This window comes from Paenibacillus sp. FSL R10-2736 (genome assembly GCF_038000245.1).
Classification (GTDB): Bacteria; Bacillota; Bacilli; order Paenibacillales; family Paenibacillaceae; genus Paenibacillus_AQ; species Paenibacillus_AQ phytohabitans.
On sequence record NZ_JBBOBN010000002.1, the window covers coordinates 542,035 to 559,066 of the forward strand.

At 52.5% G+C, this 17,032-nt stretch carries 16 protein-coding genes and 1 rRNA gene; all 17 read left to right on the forward strand.

Annotated elements, in window-relative coordinates; genetic code table 11:
* Nucleotides 1-36 precede the first annotated feature (36 nt).
* On the forward strand, nt 37-1,653 hold the full coding sequence (gene nadB, locus NSQ73_RS30495; RefSeq protein ID WP_171715650.1) for an L-aspartate oxidase: 1,617 nt from the start codon (nt 37-39) through the stop codon (nt 1,651-1,653).
* Nucleotides 1,643-2,515: a carboxylating nicotinate-nucleotide diphosphorylase gene (gene nadC, locus NSQ73_RS30500; protein WP_042231443.1), complete on the forward strand. Its 873-nt coding sequence runs from the start codon at nt 1,643-1,645 to the stop codon at nt 2,513-2,515. Before nadB ends, nadC begins: the two co-directional genes overlap by 11 nt.
* Nucleotides 2,515-3,282: a type III pantothenate kinase gene (locus tag NSQ73_RS30505; protein ID WP_039309527.1), complete on the forward strand. Its 768-nt coding sequence runs from the start codon at nt 2,515-2,517 to the stop codon at nt 3,280-3,282. The genes nadC and NSQ73_RS30505 overlap by 1 nt, the downstream gene beginning before the upstream one ends.
* 47 nt (nt 3,283-3,329) lie before the next feature.
* Complete coding sequence (gene hslO, locus NSQ73_RS30510; RefSeq protein WP_171715649.1) at nt 3,330-4,214, forward strand: Hsp33 family molecular chaperone HslO; 885 nt, start codon at nt 3,330-3,332, stop codon at nt 4,212-4,214.
* A 9-nt stretch (nt 4,215-4,223) separates the two neighbouring features.
* A complete protein-coding gene (locus NSQ73_RS30515; RefSeq protein ID WP_340989930.1) occupies nt 4,224-5,168 on the forward strand; it encodes a peptidylprolyl isomerase in 945 nt (314 codons plus the stop codon).
* A 126-nt stretch (nt 5,169-5,294) separates the two neighbouring features.
* A complete protein-coding gene (gene cysK, locus NSQ73_RS30520; RefSeq protein ID WP_042132698.1) occupies nt 5,295-6,233 on the forward strand; it encodes a cysteine synthase A in 939 nt (312 codons plus the stop codon).
* A 234-nt stretch (nt 6,234-6,467) separates the two neighbouring features.
* Nucleotides 6,468-8,093: an anthranilate synthase component I family protein gene (locus NSQ73_RS30525; RefSeq protein ID WP_340989931.1), complete on the forward strand. Its 1,626-nt coding sequence runs from the start codon at nt 6,468-6,470 to the stop codon at nt 8,091-8,093.
* Nucleotides 8,090-8,671, forward strand: coding sequence for an aminodeoxychorismate/anthranilate synthase component II (pabA, locus tag NSQ73_RS30530; protein ID WP_039309532.1), 582 nt, complete (start codon nt 8,090-8,092; stop codon nt 8,669-8,671). The genes NSQ73_RS30525 and pabA overlap by 4 nt, the downstream gene beginning before the upstream one ends.
* Nucleotides 8,668-9,549 (forward strand): aminotransferase class IV, encoded by an 882-nt coding sequence (locus tag NSQ73_RS30535; protein ID WP_340989933.1) that lies wholly within the window; start codon nt 8,668-8,670, stop codon nt 9,547-9,549. The genes pabA and NSQ73_RS30535 overlap by 4 nt, the downstream gene beginning before the upstream one ends.
* The gene (folP, locus tag NSQ73_RS30540; RefSeq protein ID WP_340989935.1) at nt 9,546-10,403 is read left to right on the forward strand and encodes a dihydropteroate synthase; all 858 of its coding nucleotides are present in this window, start codon (nt 9,546-9,548) and stop codon (nt 10,401-10,403) included. Before NSQ73_RS30535 ends, folP begins: the two co-directional genes overlap by 4 nt.
* Nucleotides 10,404-10,433: 30 nt before the next feature.
* Nucleotides 10,434-10,796, forward strand: coding sequence for a dihydroneopterin aldolase (folB, locus tag NSQ73_RS30545; protein ID WP_039309536.1), 363 nt, complete (start codon nt 10,434-10,436; stop codon nt 10,794-10,796).
* A gap of 9 nt (nt 10,797-10,805) precedes the next feature.
* Nucleotides 10,806-11,357, forward strand: a complete 552-nt coding sequence (gene folK, locus NSQ73_RS30550) for a 2-amino-4-hydroxy-6-hydroxymethyldihydropteridine diphosphokinase (protein WP_039309538.1) — start codon at nt 10,806-10,808, stop codon at nt 11,355-11,357.
* The gene (locus tag NSQ73_RS30555) at nt 11,309-11,518 is read left to right on the forward strand and encodes a helix-turn-helix domain-containing protein (protein ID WP_039309539.1); all 210 of its coding nucleotides are present in this window, start codon (nt 11,309-11,311) and stop codon (nt 11,516-11,518) included. Before folK ends, NSQ73_RS30555 begins: the two co-directional genes overlap by 49 nt.
* Before the next feature lie 39 nt (nt 11,519-11,557).
* The gene (dusB, locus tag NSQ73_RS30560; RefSeq protein WP_340989937.1) at nt 11,558-12,574 is read left to right on the forward strand and encodes a tRNA dihydrouridine synthase DusB; all 1,017 of its coding nucleotides are present in this window, start codon (nt 11,558-11,560) and stop codon (nt 12,572-12,574) included.
* Nucleotides 12,575-12,798: 224 nt separating this feature from the next.
* Entirely contained in the window at nt 12,799-13,278 is a 480-nt protein-coding gene (gene greA / locus NSQ73_RS30565) for a transcription elongation factor GreA (RefSeq protein ID WP_039309541.1), read from the forward strand.
* A gap of 195 nt (nt 13,279-13,473) precedes the next feature.
* Entirely contained in the window at nt 13,474-14,988 is a 1,515-nt protein-coding gene (gene lysS / locus NSQ73_RS30570) for a lysine--tRNA ligase (RefSeq protein ID WP_340989938.1), read from the forward strand.
* 364 nt (nt 14,989-15,352) lie between these two features.
* A 16S ribosomal RNA gene (locus tag NSQ73_RS30575) occupies nt 15,353-16,910 on the forward strand.
* Nucleotides 16,911-17,032: the final 122 nt, after the last annotated feature.

Below are 17,032 nucleotides of genomic sequence, written 5' to 3' on the forward strand. Positions count from 1 at the left end.
GCGCTACTCTTTCGTTGAAACAGGTGAAAAGCGGTCATGATTCCACAATATTTGGTTGATTTCGATCTTCAGGGGCTTCCTGTAATTAAGACAGACTGTATTGTGATTGGTTCAGGCATTGCCGGTTTGTTCACAGCGATCAAAGCCAGTGAAGACCGGAAGGTCATTATGATTACGAAGAAGACAGTGATGGAGAGCAATACACGGTATGCCCAAGGGGGGATTGCCGCTGTGTTCTCAGACGATGATTCTCCGGTATATCATCGTCAGGATACCCTGATGGCCGGTGCGGGGCTAAACTCCTCTGCGGCTGTTGATGTACTGGTGAATGAAGGCCCGGAAGGCGTCCGCGAACTCATCCGGCTCGGGACGAAGTTCGACAAGGAGAATGGCGAGCTTGCGTTAACGCAAGAGGCAGCACATAGCCACCGCCGTATTCTGCATGCGAATGGGGATGCTACAGGCTATGAAATTGTCCGTGCCTTGGCTGAGCAGGCAGAGCAGCATAAGAATATCGAGGTATGGGATGACCATTATGTCATTGATCTGATTACCGTAGACGGGGAATGCGTGGGGGCACTGGTACAGCGTCCGGGCGGCGGACGTTTGTTCCTGCAGGCCGATGCAACCATACTATGCTCAGGCGGAGCAGGGCAATTATACCGCTATACGACCAATCCCGAAGTGGCAACCGGTGACGGTGTAGCTATTGCTTACCGGGCTGGAGCCCATGTACGGGATATGGAATTCATCCAGTTCCACCCGACAGCGCTCAGTTATCCGGGAGCCCCGCGCTTCCTGATCTCGGAAGCAGTGCGCGGTGAAGGCGCTGTGCTGCGCAATATCAACGGAGACCGCTTTATGGATCGGTACCATGAGTTGCTGGAACTGGCCCCGCGCGATATTGTGGCCCGGGCGATTGTGAGTGAGATGGAGCTGACCAAATCCACCTTTGTCTACCTTGATATTACACATGAATCAGCAGATATGGTCAAACACCGCTTCCCGACGATCTATGAGACCTGTATGAGTTATGGACTGGATATTACAAGTGACTGGATTCCAGTGGCTCCTGCTGCGCATTATATGATGGGGGGCGTCAAGACCGATCTGAACGGGGAGAGCACCGTTTCCCGCCTGTTTGCCTGTGGCGAGGTTTCTTCTACAGGGGTACAGGGAGCCAACCGGCTGGCCAGTAATTCTCTGTCGGAAGCGATTGTCTTTGGCCGCCGGATCGTAGAGCGCATCCGTCAGCTCCCGCCGCTTGGGCAAGATACAGTATCGGCAGGCTGTGACCAAGGCCGGGTGGAGTCGCCTACCCAGGCTATTGTGGAGCGGCGTCTGAAGCTGCAAAAGGTTATGGTACGCTACGCCGGACTGCGGCGGAACCAGGAAATGCTGATTAAAGGACTGGATGAATTAAAGCGTCAGCTGCCGATTTTTAATGCGGCACTTACCAAACGTGAAGAATACGAGTTCGCTAATATGCTTACGTGCTGCCTGCTGATTACCGAATCAGCGCTGGCACGGGAGGAGAGCCGCGGCGCTCATTATCGCGAGGATTATCCGCTGCGGAATGATGCAGAGTGGCAGAAGCATCTGCTCCAGATTCGCGAACTGGGAATAGTGGAGGAATTAAGTGATGATGTTTAATGGCTATAATGAAGAACTGCTCCAGTCTATTAAGGGGTGGCTGCAGGAGGATGTCGGATCAGGGGATATCACAACACGTACCACTATACCCCAGGGACATGAATCCAAGGGGATTATCCATGCCAAAGAGGACGGAGTAATCTGTGGAATTCCCGTGGCTGAACTGGTTTTTGAGGTAGTAGACCCGACACTCGTATTTACGGCATTGGTACAAGAAGGCCAGCCGGTGTCCAAGGGCACGGTCATCGCTGAAGTCGAGGGCAGCACGCATGCCATTCTTACAGGCGAACGGCTCGCCCTTAATCTGATGCAACGGTTGTCCGGTGTGGCCTCGCGGACGGCGTCATTCGTGCAAGAGCTTCAAGGTCTGCCAACCCGGCTGGTGGATACCCGCAAGACAACACCAGGTCACCGGATGCTGGAGAAGTATGCTGTCCGCATAGGCGGAGGAGCCAATCACCGCTTCGGCTTGTATGACGCGGTAATGATTAAGGATAATCATATCAAGGGCGCCGGAGGCATTCGTCAGGCGGTAGGGCGCGCCCGGGCCAATATCCCCCACACCATGACGATCGAAGTGGAAACGGAAAGCCTGGAGCAGGTAGAGGAAGCACTCGCTGCGGGGGCGGACATTATCATGCTTGATAATATGTCACCTGAGCTGATGACGGAAGCGGTAAGAAGAATCAGAACCAAAGCGCGGCATGTCAAAATCGAGGCTTCAGGCAATGTATCTCTGGAAACGGTACGCGGGATTGCAGAATCGGGTGTAGATGTCATTTCTGTAGGCCGGCTTACCTATTCCTTCGCCAGTCTTGATATCAGTCTGGATCTGAATGGCAAGAAAGGCGGAAATCTCTAATGATACTTGTCGTGGATATCGGGAATACGAACATCGTGCTTGGAGTCTACCGGGGGCCTGAGCTGCTTCATCATTTCCGGCTTAGCACAGCGCGTCAATCGACTGTGGATGAATATGGTGTCCTGATTCATAATCTGTTCCACATGTCGAATATATCGTTTAAAGATGTAGAGGGTGTCATCATCTCCTCGGTTGTTCCGCCGCTGGTTCAGGTTATCGTGGAAATGTGCGTGAAATATATCGGCAAAGACCCGCTGCTCGTAGGCCCCGGAATCAAAACCGGGCTTAATCTGCGTTATGAGAATCCGCGCGAAGTGGGCGCAGACCGGATTGTAAATGCCGTTGCGGCGATTGAGCAGTATAAATGCCCGCTCGTGGTCGTTGACTTTGGTACGGCAACTACGTTTGACTGTATTGATGCCGGAGCGAACTATCTTGGCGGGGCAATCGTGCCGGGTCTGGGGATCTCTACAGAGGCCTTATATCAGCGGGCATCCAAGCTGCCGCGGATTGAGCTGGAGAAGCCCAAGAAGGTTATCGGGCGCAATACTGTCCACGCGATGCAGGCAGGAATTATTTTTGGCTATGCCGGCCAGGTAGAGGGAATTGTAAGACGCATTAAGCTGGAGATGAATGCGCCCGTTCTCAAGGTTATTGCTACAGGGGGGCTTGCTCCGCTGATCGCCGGCGAGACAGATTGCATTGATGAGGTTAATCCGATGCTGACGCTGGAAGGATTACGTATTATTTACAACCGTAACAAATAATCATGAAATGAAACCTTATAGAGACAGATAGGAGGAGTATGCACCCAATGGAAAAAAAGAAGGATCGGCTTATCCGGGGAACTGCCATGAACGGGAAGGTCAGAGCGTTCGCAGTCCGGACAACAGAGCTTGTCGACGAATTGCGGCGCAGACATGATACCTATCCGACAGCTACAGCTGCGCTTGGCCGTACTGTAACCGCCGCAGCCATCATGGGCGCTATGCTCAAGGGGCAGGAGAAGCTGGCGATTATGGTCAAAGGGAATGGACCGCTCGGACAGATTACGGCCGAATCCAATGCTCTGGGCGAGGTTCGCGGTTATGTGAGTAATCCGCATGTTCATCTGCCGAGTAATAGCCTTGGCAAGCTGGATGTCGCAGGTGCTGTGGGTACGGAAGGATTCATTGATATTAGCAAGGATCTGGGGATGAAAGAGCCGTATCGCGGCAGTGTGCCTATTGTCTCAGGAGAACTGGGCGAGGATTTCACTTATTATTTTGCCATTTCGGAACAAACGCCTGCTGCTGTAGGGCTGGGTGTATTGGTGGAGACAGATAATTCGGTAAGAGTTGCCGGAGGATTCATCATTCAACTGCTGCCCGGCCTGACAGATGAAGAGATCACCGAGATTGAGCATGCCGTCGGAGCGATGCCTTCAGTGACGGCGATCCTGGACCAGGGCCTTGAGCCTGAAGAGATGCTTCGCCTGCTGCTGCCGGATGCTGTAGTCCTTGATGAACTCGAGATCTCTTTTGTCTGTCAATGCTCGCGTGAGCGGATAGAAGAGACACTGGTCAGTCTGGGCCAGCACGAACTGGAGCAGCTGATCGAAGAAGATGATCAGGCTGAAGTCATATGTCATTACTGTAATGAAGCTTATGTGTTTAACAAGGATGAACTGCAGGTAATCCTCGATCAAGCGAAATCGTAGGGCTATGAGATGATGACAAGACAGGAGCGCGCGCTGCGCAATACCGTTATATTACTCGCCGTCGCGACCTTAATGCTTGGAGGTCTTTTATTCTGGAGCCTGCGTGCAATGGCCCTGCTTAAGGGAGAGGCTGCAGACGGGGAGGCTTCGGATATTGCTGCCGCCGGAGGCCAGCCGGTCACGGACCGGGAATGGATAGATGAACTCAAAAAAAAGCATGGAGATGAAGTGCTGCTGGGCATGCTTAATCATATCGTTGTTGGCAAGGAAGCCAAAGCTCTCGGTATTACGGTGACCGATGAGGAGATTGAGCAGGAATTGAAGCGCGGCATGTCCGGCTACGGCTCGGAGGAGCAGTATTATGACCAGATGCAGTCTGAGCTTGGTCTTTCCCGCCAGGAGCTGCACGAGGAAACCGCGTACCGGCTGACGCTTCAAGCGGTAGCCACCGCCGGTATTACGGTCAGTGAAACTGAAATTGATGATTATTTGGCCCAAAACGCCGAGAGATTCACTCCCAGGAAGCAAATGCAGCTCTCTATGATTAAGCTGGCAACCTATAACGGGGCTAATCAGGTTATGGACCGCCTGGAGCAGGGAGAGGATTTCGCCGGCCTGGCCAGAGAGGTATCCACAGATGAGGAGAGCCGCCAGCATGGCGGTAATATCGGAACAGTGGAGGAGAATGATCCGTTCTGGCCGGAGGAGCTGCTGAAGACAGCAGCGGGCCTTGAGGCTGGAGACATCGCAGGGCCGCTTCAGGTCGAAGGCGGCTATGCTGTGATCCGGCTGGAGAAGCTTATTGATCCCGGGAAGCCGGATCAGGATGAGCTCCGAGGGCTGATCCGCCAGGAGCTGGCGCTGGAACAGGCGGCGCCCCTGCAGCAGGTGGAAAGCGATTTGCGGGCCAAATACGCTACAGCAATATATATTGACAACAGCCTGCAAGATTGATAATATGAGATTAAATGTAAAACCTACTGATTTAGTCGGAAATAATAAGCGGCACAACATATGCTGATCATAACTGTCACAGGTTCCGCACCCAATTCATCTATCATCCCAAGGAGGTTTTTGCTCATGGCTAAAGTCGTCAACAGTGTAACAGATTTGATCGGTGGTACACCGCTCGTTCGTCTGGGTCGGATTGTTCCGGAAGGTTCCGCAGAAATTTACTTGAAGCTGGAATATCAAAATCCGGGTTCGAGTGTGAAAGACCGCATCGCTATCAGCATTGTGGAAGAAGCTGAGAAAGACGGTTCCCTGAAACCTGGAGGCACCATTGTAGAAGCGACCAGCGGTAATACAGGGATTGGCCTGGCGCTTGTTGCTGCTGCCAAAGGCTACAAGGCGATTATTGTTATGCCTGAAACGATGAGCCTTGAGCGCCGCAACCTGCTGCGTGCTTATGGTGCTGAGCTGGTATTGACTCCAGGATCTGAAGGGATGAACGGGGCAGTTAAGAAAGCTGAGCAAATCCTCAGTGAGAATCCGGATTACTTCCTTGCAGAGCAGTTTAAGAACAAAGCCAACGTGAAGATTCACCGCGAGACCACTGGACCGGAGATCGTGGAAGCAATCGAATCCATTGGCGGACCCCTGGATGCGTTCATCGCAGGTGTCGGTACAGGCGGAACGATTAGTGGTGCAGGTGAAGTGTTGAAGAGCCAGTATCCTGATGTGAAGATCTATGCTGTAGAACCTGCAGCTTCTCCAATTCTGGCCGGAGGCAAACCGGGTCCCCACAAAATCCAGGGGATCGGTGCCAACTTCGTTCCTGAAATCCTGAACCAGGATATCTATGATGAAATCATTCATGTAGAGAATGACGAAGCTTTCGAAACGGCCCGCCGTGTAGCCAAAGAGGAAGGCGTTCTGTCCGGTATTTCTTCCGGCGCTGCTGTATTCGCTGCCCTCAAAGTAGCTAAGGAACTGGGCGCAGGTAAAAAGATCGTTGTTATTATCCCAAGTAACGGCGAACGTTATCTGAGCACACCGCTGTATAACTTTGAAGTATAATTGCTGAGAACGAGCAATTCAGAAGAGCCTGCGATCCGCTTCCATAGGGATATCGCAGGCTTTTTTTCTGAATAATAAGCATTTATCAGGTTTACGGGCTTTTCAAAGTAACCGGATGTACAGTATACTGACAGGCAATAAACTATCGTAGAAGCCAGTGTATGCTTTCGAATCGAGTTTTGTACGAAATAATATCAATGAGGCTATGCTTCACAAAACTTTAGGGGGATAAATGTGGAGATCTTAACGGCTTGGCAGGAGTGGGAACAATGGGCGGACGAAGCCTGGAGCGTTCTTCCGCTGGTCCTTCATTCACGGCAGGAGAAAGGGGGATTGCCGGGCAGCTGGCAGAGAGCCTGGGAGATGGCTTCACCATATTCCGTGGTCCTGGAGAGCGGTAAGGGCGGACGTTATACATATCTGGGCTTGCGTCCGGTTTCAGTCATAAAGGGTATTGGAGATACCGCAGAGCTCTACAGTCTGTCTGATGCGGCTGTGGGACAGGCACAAGCTGAACCTGAAGCTACGGAGCTGCTTCAAGGGCAACCGCTGAAAGTGCTGCAGGAGTGGATGAAGGATTATGTCTCACCCCGCGTACCGTTCGACGGGCAGCCGCCCTTCACCGGAGGTTGTATCGGATTTCTCGGCTATGATGTAGTCCGCTCTCTGGAGAAGCTGCCGTCCTGTGCCAAGAGGGATCCCGATTTCCCGGATTATCTGTTCATGAGGCTGGAAGAGCTGTGGATCTATGACCATCACGAGGATATTGTGTATTGTGCAGTCCATGTACCTGTTCCGGCTGTGATATCCGCTAACAGGGCTGAGCTGCATGCCATGTATCTTGATGCTGTGAGCCGTGCGGAGCGAATGCTGGAGGAGTGGCAGCATATCATGGCACCTGCTTCTTCTGAAGCAGCTGCTGCCGCCCAGTATGCTGACATTGCCGGCCTGATTGATACTGAAGCTAGTGTCACCGGAGAATGGCCGGGCATGAGCTCGGATTTCTCGCCGGAGCAATTCCAGCAGGCCGTGCTGGATGTTCAGGAATACATCCGTGCCGGTGATGTCTTCCAGGTGAACCTATCGCTGCGCCAGCAGGCGCAGCTGCAGTCCTCGCCGGAGGATGTCTACGAGTGGCTGCGCAGACTCAACCCGTCCCCGTACATGGGGCTGCTCCGCACGCCCGGCTTCGCCCTCTCCAGCGCTTCGCCGGAGCTGCTCGTGAAGCTGCACGGGGACAAGGTCAGCGCCCGCCCCATAGCCGGTACCCGGCGCCGGGGCCACACTCCCGCGGAGGATGCCGCCATGGAGGCGGAGCTGCGCGGGAGCGAGAAGGAGATCGCCGAGCATGTTATGCTTGTCGATCTCGAGCGCAACGACATCGGCCGTGTCGCTGCGTACGGGACGGTCAGCGTGCCGGAGCTGCTGACCGTGGAGCGATACTCGCATGTGATGCATCTCGTCTCGCAGGTGGAGGGCATCGCCGCACCCGGCAAGGATGCTTACGATGTCATTGCCGCCTTATTCCCCGGCGGCACGATCACCGGCGCGCCCAAGGTGCGCACCATGGAAATTATTGAAGAGCTGGAGCCGGTCCGCCGGGGTCCATATACTGGATCTATGGGCTGGATTGACTATAATGGCAATATGGAATTAAATATAATTATACGTACACTGGCCGTGAAGGACGGAATCGGCTACATTCAGACAGGAGCGGGTATTGTGATCGATTCGGATCCGTACCGGGAGTACCGGGAATGCCACAACAAAGCCAAAGCGGTAGTGAAGGCGATTCTCTGCAGTGAACGCGAGCAGGAATTGCGGACTACCTCCGGCACCGAAGGAGGAAGCGCAGTATGATCTTGGTCATCGATAATTATGATTCCTTTACGTATAACCTGGTGCAATATCTGGGTGAGCTGGGGGAGGACGTTAAGGTATCCCGTAACGATGAGATCAGTATTCAGGAGATTGAGGCCCTGGCACCGGATCATATTTTGATCTCTCCGGGACCATGTACACCGAATGAGGCAGGCATCAGCCTTGAGCTGCTGCAGCATTTCAAAGGAGTCATCCCGATCTTTGGCGTATGTCTCGGCCATCAGGCCATCGGACAAGCCTTCGGCGGTAATGTGATCCGGGCAGAACGCCTGATGCACGGCAAAACCTCGCCGATTCACCATAATGGCACCTCTGTCTTCGAAGGACTGGAGTCCCCGTTTACGGCAACACGGTATCATTCCTTGATCGTAGAACGTGAGAGTCTGCCGGATTGCCTGGAGATTACAGCAGAAACGGCCGAAGGCGAGATTATGGCCTTGCGCCATAAGGAATACCCGATCGAAGGCGTGCAGTTCCATCCCGAGTCGATCATTACCGATCATGGACATACGATGCTGCGCAATTTCCTGAAACGGAGAGCCGGAGAACCGGCATGAAATATATAGGACTTAACAACAAAGCAGTCGACGCCAAAGACGCCGTGGTCTCCGCCCTGGATCACGGCTTTTTGTACGGAATGGGTCTGTTTGAGACCTTCCGCACCTACGGGGGTGAGCCCTTTCTGCTGCAGAGGCATCTTGACCGGATGGCAGAGGGCTGCCGGCAGCTGGGTATTCCCTTTGCAACGGATGTGCAGCAGCTTCGGGAATGGATTCAGCTTGTAATGGACAAGAATGAGCTTAACGAAGCTTATGTCCGCTATACAGTCACAGCCGGTGAGGATATCCTTGGGCTGCCGGCAGGAGATTACAAGCAGCCTAATCAGCTGCTGTACATCAAAGCGCTGCCGGCACTGCCGGACAGCCTGTATAGCGAAGGCAAAGAACTGCAGCTGCTGCATCACCGGCGGAATACCCCGGAAGGGCCTGTGCGGCTGAAGTCGCTGCATTATATGAACAACATTCTGGCCAAGCGTGAGCTGGCCGGATACCCGTCTGCGTCTAGAGGAGCAGAGGGGTTGATGCTGACGGCAGCGGGCGACATATCCGAGGGAATTGTGAGCAACATCTTTTTCGTCGCAGATAACCGGCTCTATACCCCCGATATAGCTACAGGCATTCTCCCGGGAATTACCCGGGAAATGGTGCTGGAGCTGGCAGCATCCGCAGGCCTCTATCCAGAACAAGGTTTTTACCGCTGGGAGCAGCTTGAGGCTGCTGACGAAATTTTCCTCACCAACTCGGTGCAGGAGATTGTACCGGTAACGGCGCTCTGGAACGGGGACCGGCGGATAACGATAGGCAGCGGGCACTGCGGGGAACGGACAGATGCAATCCTGAAGCTTTACAGAGAAAGGGCGGGGAGGCTGGAATGAAGCCGGTAATATATAAGCGGAGCTACCGCTGCGGAAGCGGCAGGCTGATTCTAGGCGAACGGACCCTAATCATGGGTATCCTCAATGTGACGCCGGACTCTTTTTCCGATGGGGGATTATGGACTGATCCGGATAGAGCGGTAGAGCATGCACTGCGAATGGCAGCCGAGGGTGCCGATATTATTGATATAGGCGGAGAGTCAACGCGTCCGGGTCATCAGCCGGTAGGAGTAGAGGATGAGTTGGAACGCGTGCTGCCAGTTATCGAGAGCATCCACCGTGCCGCGCCTCATCTGCCGCTATCTATAGACACCTACAAAGCGGAAGTAGCACGCCGTGCGATTCAGGCCGGTGCCCATATCATCAACGATGTCTGGGGGGCCAAAGCAGATCCGCAGATGGCGGCAGTTGCCGCGCAGGCGGGTTGTCCGATTATCCTGATGCATAACCGCCATAACCGCGATTATCAGGATTTGATCAGCGATATGACAGAGGATTTAACCGTGAGCATTAACCTTGCCCTGACAGCCGGAGTAGAGCCGCAGAATATCATTCTCGATCCCGGAATCGGCTTTGCCAAGGATTATACGGAGAATCTTCAGGCGATGATGGGCCTGGATGTACTGGGGGAGCTTGGGTATCCGCTGCTGCTGGCCACTTCGCGCAAAAAATTCATCCGTACCGCACTCGATCTGCCGGCGGATGATGTTGTGGAAGGGACCGCTGCTACAGTCGCTTTCGGAATTGCCCAGGGCTGCCAGATCGTGCGGGTGCATGATGTCTCTTTAATCAAACGTACAGTGGATATGTGCGATGCCATGTTGTATGCTGGAGCACCTGTGGTGCGTGAATAGACTATTTTCAAGAGAAGGCAGGTACCCTTAATGGATAAAATGAAGCTGCACCGCATGGAATACTACGGATATCACGGTGTGTTTGAAGAGGAGCGCAAGCTGGGCCAGCGCTATTATGTGGATTTGGAGCTGGAGCTTGATTTGCAGGGAGCGGGTCTCTCTGATGATCTGGAGCAAACCGTGAACTATGCCGAAGTACATTTCCTGGTCAAAAAAATTGTCGAAACAAAGTCCTTCAAGCTGATCGAGGCTTTGGCAGAATATATTGCATCCGCAGTACTGGACACTTATACTGTTATCAATGCAGTAACCGTCAAGGTGACGAAACCGCATCCGCCATTCGATATTCATTTTCAGGGAGTAACCGTAGAACTGCGCCGGACGAGAAAGTGAGACAGAGTCATGAATATACATTCTACCTCTGAGGCATCAGAGGCTTATATTGCTTTAGGGGCTAATTTGGGCGACCGTGAAGGAACGCTGAGAGAAGCTTTGAACCAGCTGGACCGGCATGAAGAGATTGAAGTTCTACGCACCTCATCGGTATACGAGACCGAGCCGGTGGGTTATCTGGATCAGCCCCAGTTTCTTAATATGGCTGCGGCTCTGCGTACTACGCTTGCACCGGAGGCTCTGCTTCATGTCATGCTGGAGACAGAAACCCGGTTAGGCCGTGTACGTGATATCCGCTATGGGCCGAGAACGGTGGATTTGGATTTGCTTTGGGTAGAGGGATTGAGCCTGGATACGCCGGACTTAACGCTGCCGCATCCCCGGATGCTGGAGCGTGCGTTTGTGCTCTTACCGCTTAGTGATATCGTTTCGCAGAACGAAGAGTCTTCCGGATTCCGCGGCTTAATTACAACAGCGCTTCAAGACATAGACGGAAAGGAAGGAATTCGCTTGTGGACAACAAACGTATGGGACGGCGGGTTAGAGCGTTCCGAAAGCTGAAGGGTTACACTCAGCAGGAGTTGGCGGATTCTGTCGGAATATCCTTGGCCGTGCTTGGTGCGGTAGAGCGGGGTAATAGACGTTTAGAAGATCAAATTTTAAATAAAATTGCGGATGTCCTGGGAGTTACGGTCGATGAATTAGCCAACCCGGCTACGTAAGCTCCTCAAGCTGATCCACAATATAAGGAAGTGATTCGAATGTTGAAGATTGGCGATATTGAGATGAAGAACCAGGTGGTATTGGCCCCTATGGCCGGCGTGTGTAATCCTGCGTTTCGTCTGATTGCCAAGGAATTCGGGACGGGTCTAGTCTGTGCCGAAATGGTGAGCGGCAAAGCTATTGTGCATGGCAATGCGCGTACCCGTGAGATGCTGTTTGTGGATGAGCGCGAGAAACCGCTGAGTCTGCAGATTTTTGGGGGAGACCGCGAGTCGCTGGTTGATGCAGCCAAAATAGTGGATAAAGAAACGAACGCCGATATCATTGACATTAATATGGGGTGTCCGGTGCCGAAGGTGACGAAATGTGATGCCGGAGCGCGCTGGCTGCTGAATCCGGATAAGATTTATGAGATGGTATCTGCCGTTGTGGATGCCGTGGATAAACCTGTGACGGTGAAGATGCGGATCGGCTGGGACAGCGAGCATATCTTTGTTGAAGAGAATGCGCGTGCAGTTGAGCGTGCCGGAGGCAAGGCAGTCAGTGTTCATGGCCGAACCCGCGAGCAGCTCTATACAGGGCAGGCCGACTGGAAGTATATCCGGATGGCCAAAGAAGCTGTATCCATTCCGGTCATCGGCAATGGTGACGTGAATACACCTGAAGATGCGCGGGCGATGCTGGATCAGACCGGATGCGACGGCGTAATGATCGGGCGGGGGGCGCTGGGCAACCCTTGGATGCTGTACCGGACCATTCAATACCTGAGTACAGGAGAGCTGATGCCTGAACCGGACGCTGAAGAGAAGATCAAGGTGGCCATTCTTCACATGGACCGTCTGATCGCCCTTAAGGGTGAAGCGGTGGCGGTCCGCGAAATGCGCAAGCATCTGGCCTGGTATTTGAAGGGGCTTAAGTCAGCCGCCCGGGTGAAGGACGTTATTATGGAAGAAACGAAACGTGACGAGATGGTGCGGATTTTGAGTGATTTTGTCGTTCAGCTTAAGGATGAAGAAGCGCAGGAAGGCGCGGATAACGCTCTTTCGGCCGTTTAATTCCCTGATTTGCCGCGTTGTCAGGCCCGTCCCTGCCTGCATTATTGAATATCGCTAAACATTATATGGGGCGTCATTGACATTTTGTAGCGGTTCCAATATAATTTCACAGTATAAAATCGCCGTTACAGCAGGAGCAATGGAGAAGGAGGGTTCTGTTCCCTCCGGATTCGCATATAGTATGGTGTTTTCAATAAATGTATACGACAGGAGAATCGGTTGAGATGAGCGATAAAGAAGTCATCCTTACACCGGACGGACTTAAGCGTCTGGAAGAAGAACTGGAGACCCTCAAATCCGTAAAACGCCGCGAGGTAGCGGAACGTATTAAAGTGGCCATCGGCTACGGAGATATCAGTGAAAACTCGGAATATGAAGACGCAAAGAACGAGCAGGCCTTTATCGAAGGACGTGTTCTGACTTTGGAGAAGATGCTGCGCAACGCGCGTATCATTAATAGTGATGAGATCGTGACAGATGTGGTAAGCATCGGAGTAACAGTGAACGTTGAGGATATGGAGTACGGAGACGTTATGGAGTATACAATCGTCGGAACCGCCGAATCCGATCCGCTGAATAATAAAATCTCCAATGAGAGCCCGGTAGGCAGAGCCATCATCGGTAAGAAGATTGGTACCATTGTGGATGTAAGTGTCCCTGCAGGCGTCATTCAATATAAAATTCTTGATATCAAAATGAAGTAAGATGGATCCGAAAGCTTCCTTAGGGGAGCTTTTTTCAAAAGAAAAGAATTTACAGGCTTCGCGCAACGTATAACGACCGAAAAATATGGGTGAACACATACAGCTTATATTTTGTACTGGAACGGACTGTCCCCTTGGTATGAGGGCGGAGCCGTTTCTTCTTTTGTATACCGTGAGTAAGAGAGGATGAAGAACATGTCGGAAGAAATCAACAACGTGGAAACTACAGAGAGTGAACTAAGTGAGTTGCTGCAGATCCGCCGGGGTAAGCTGGACGAGCTCCGCGCGCTGGGAATCGACCCGTTCGGCAAGAAATATGAGCGTACAGCAGCAGCTGGCGATCTTCTGGCCAAGTATGACGGACTAACCCATGAGGAACTGGACGAGCTTGCGCTTGAGGTTAGTGTGGCAGGACGTATTATGGCTAAGCGGGTAATGGGTAAAGCGAGCTTCTCGCACATCCAGGACCTCAGCGGCAAAATTCAGATTTATGTCCGCCAGGACAGCATTTCTGAATCCCAGTACGCAGCTTTTACCATTCTGGACCTGGGCGATATTATCGGAATCCGCGGTACCCTGTTCAAGACCAAGACCGGCGAAACCTCTATTAAAGTGCACAACCTTGAGGTGCTGTCCAAATCCCTGCTTCCGCTTCCAGAGAAATATCATGGACTGAAGGATGTAGAGCTTCGTTACCGCCAGCGTTATGTTGACCTGATTATTAATCCGGAAGTACAGCAGACATTTATTGCGCGTTCACGGATTATTCAGTCGATGCGCCGTTATCTGGACTCGCTGGGCTATCTGGAAGTGGAGACTCCAACACTGCATACCATTGCCGGTGGAGCCGCCGCCCGTCCGTTTATTACACACCACAACACGCTGGACATGCAGCTGTATATGCGTATCGCAATCGAGCTTCACCTGAAACGTCTGATCGTAGGCGGTTTGGAAAAAGTATATGAAATCGGCCGTGTATACCGTAACGAAGGGATCTCCACACGCCATAATCCGGAATTCACGATGATTGAGCTGTACGAAGCATATGCGGACTATAAGGATATCATGCAGCTTACAGAGAATATGATTGCTCATATCGCCCAGGAGGTTCTTGGCAACCAGGTGATTAACTACCAGGGGCAAGAGGTAGACCTGTCTCCAGGCTGGCGCCGTGTGACCATGGTGGACGCTGTCAAAGAAGTAACCGGCGTAGACTTCGGGGTCCATATGACGAATGAAGAAGCACAGGCTCTGGCTAAGGAGCATCGTGTGCCGGTTGAGAAGCATATGACCTTCGGACATATTCTTAACGCATTCTTCGAGCAGTTTGTAGAGGAAACGCTGATTCAGCCGACGTTCGTAATGGGACATCCAGTAGAAATATCACCGCTGGCCAAAAAGAATGATCAGGATCCGCGCTTTACCGACCGCTTCGAGCTGTTTATTGTAGCCCGTGAGCATGCGAATGCGTTCAGTGAGCTGAACGACCCGATTGACCAGCGTCAGCGCTTCGAGGCGCAGATTCACGAGAAAGAGCAGGGGAATGACGAAGCGCATGAGATGGATGATGATTTCATCCGTGCACTGGAATACGGCATGCCGCCTACAGGCGGACTGGGAATCGGCGTAGACCGTCTTATCATGCTGCTTACGAATGCCGCGTCTATCCGCGATGTACTGCTGTTCCCTCATATGCGCAACAAAGAATGAATAATTATCTGATCTGTAACCATAATATCCAAGGGAGCTGCACAAGCGGTTTCCTTGGAACAATGGTTAGCGGTTATTTGAAAATAATGCTTGCAATCAGAATCTATACATGATATATTCTATTTCTGGCCGCGAAACATCAACGCCGAGCTCGAAAAGAAGTTGAAAAAAAGAGCTTGCATTGATCGGCTGGATGTGATATATTATAAGAGTTGCTGGTGACGCGGTGAGCGGCGCTAACGACGAGCTTGATCTTTGAAAACTGAACAACGAGTGAGTGGGAAATCACGAAAGTGACTTCCGAAAAAGAGAATGAAAATTCTCGTCAGATGTTTCAAAATGAGCAATCGCTCTTTCTAAATACAATTTGGAGAGTTTGATCCTGGCTCAGGACGAACGCTGGCGGCATGCCTAATACATGCAAGTCGAGCGGAGTAAGAATGGAAGCTTGCTTCCATTCTTACTTAGCGGCGGACGGGTGAGTAACACGTAGGCAACCTGCCCTCAAGACTGGGATAACTACCGGAAACGGTAGCTAATACCGGATAATTTCTTTCCTCTCCTGAAGAGAGAATGAAAGGCGGAGCAATCTGCCACTTGGGGATGGGCCTGCGGCGCATTAGCTAGTTGGTGGGGTAACGGCTCACCAAGGCGACGATGCGTAGCCGACCTGAGAGGGTGAACGGCCACACTGGGACTGAGACACGGCCCAGACTCCTACGGGAGGCAGCAGTAGGGAATCTTCCGCAATGGGCGAAAGCCTGACGGAGCAATGCCGCGTGAGTGATGAAGGTTTTCGGATCGTAAAGCTCTGTTGCCAGGGAAGAACGTCCGGTAGAGTAACTGCTACCGGAGTGACGGTACCTGAGAAGAAAGCCCCGGCTAACTACGTGCCAGCAGCCGCGGTAATACGTAGGGGGCAAGCGTTGTCCGGAATTATTGGGCGTAAAGCGCGCGCAGGCGGTCATTTAAGTCTGGTGTTTAAACCTTGGGCTCAACCTGGGGTCGCACTGGAAACTGGGTGACTTGAGTACAGAAGAGGAAAGTGGAATTCCACGTGTAGCGGTGAAATGCGTAGATATGTGGAGGAACACCAGTGGCGAAGGCGACTTTCTGGGCTGTAACTGACGCTGAGGCGCGAAAGCGTGGGGAGCAAACAGGATTAGATACCCTGGTAGTCCACGCCGTAAACGATGAGTGCTAGGTGTTAGGGGTTTCGATACCCTTGGTGCCGAAGTTAACACAGTAAGCACTCCGCCTGGGGAGTACGGTCGCAAGACTGAAACTCAAAGGAATTGACGGGGACCCGCACAAGCAGTGGAGTATGTGGTTTAATTCGAAGCAACGCGAAGAACCTTACCAGGTCTTGACATCCCGATGAAAGCATTAGAGATAGTGCCCCTCTTCGGAGCATCGGAGACAGGTGGTGCATGGTTGTCGTCAGCTCGTGTCGTGAGATGTTGGGTTAAGTCCCGCAACGAGCGCAACCCTTGACTTTAGTTGCCAGCAGGTGAAGCTGGGCACTCTAGAGTGACTGCCGGTGACAAACCGGAGGAAGGTGGGGATGACGTCAAATCATCATGCCCCTTATGACCTGGGCTACACACGTACTACAATGGCCGGTACAACGGGAAGCGAAACCGCGAGGTGGAGCCAATCCCAGCAAAGCCGGTCTCAGTTCGGATTGCAGGCTGCAACTCGCCTGCATGAAGTCGGAATTGCTAGTAATCGCGGATCAGCATGCCGCGGTGAATACGTTCCCGGGTCTTGTACACACCGCCCGTCACACCACGAGAGTTTACAACACCCGAAGTCGGTGGGGTAACCCGCAAGGGAGCCAGCCGCCGAAGGTGGGGTAGATGATTGGGGTGAAGTCGTAACAAGGTAGCCGTATCGGAAGGTGCGGCTGGATCACCTCCTTTCTATGGAGAATCGTCACCTGCAACGGTGACATTCAAATCGGAAGCTAAAGCTTCCACAATAGAACCTTCGGGTTCGGACACTCACTCGTGTTCAGTTTTGAAAGAGCAAGTCTCTTTCGTAT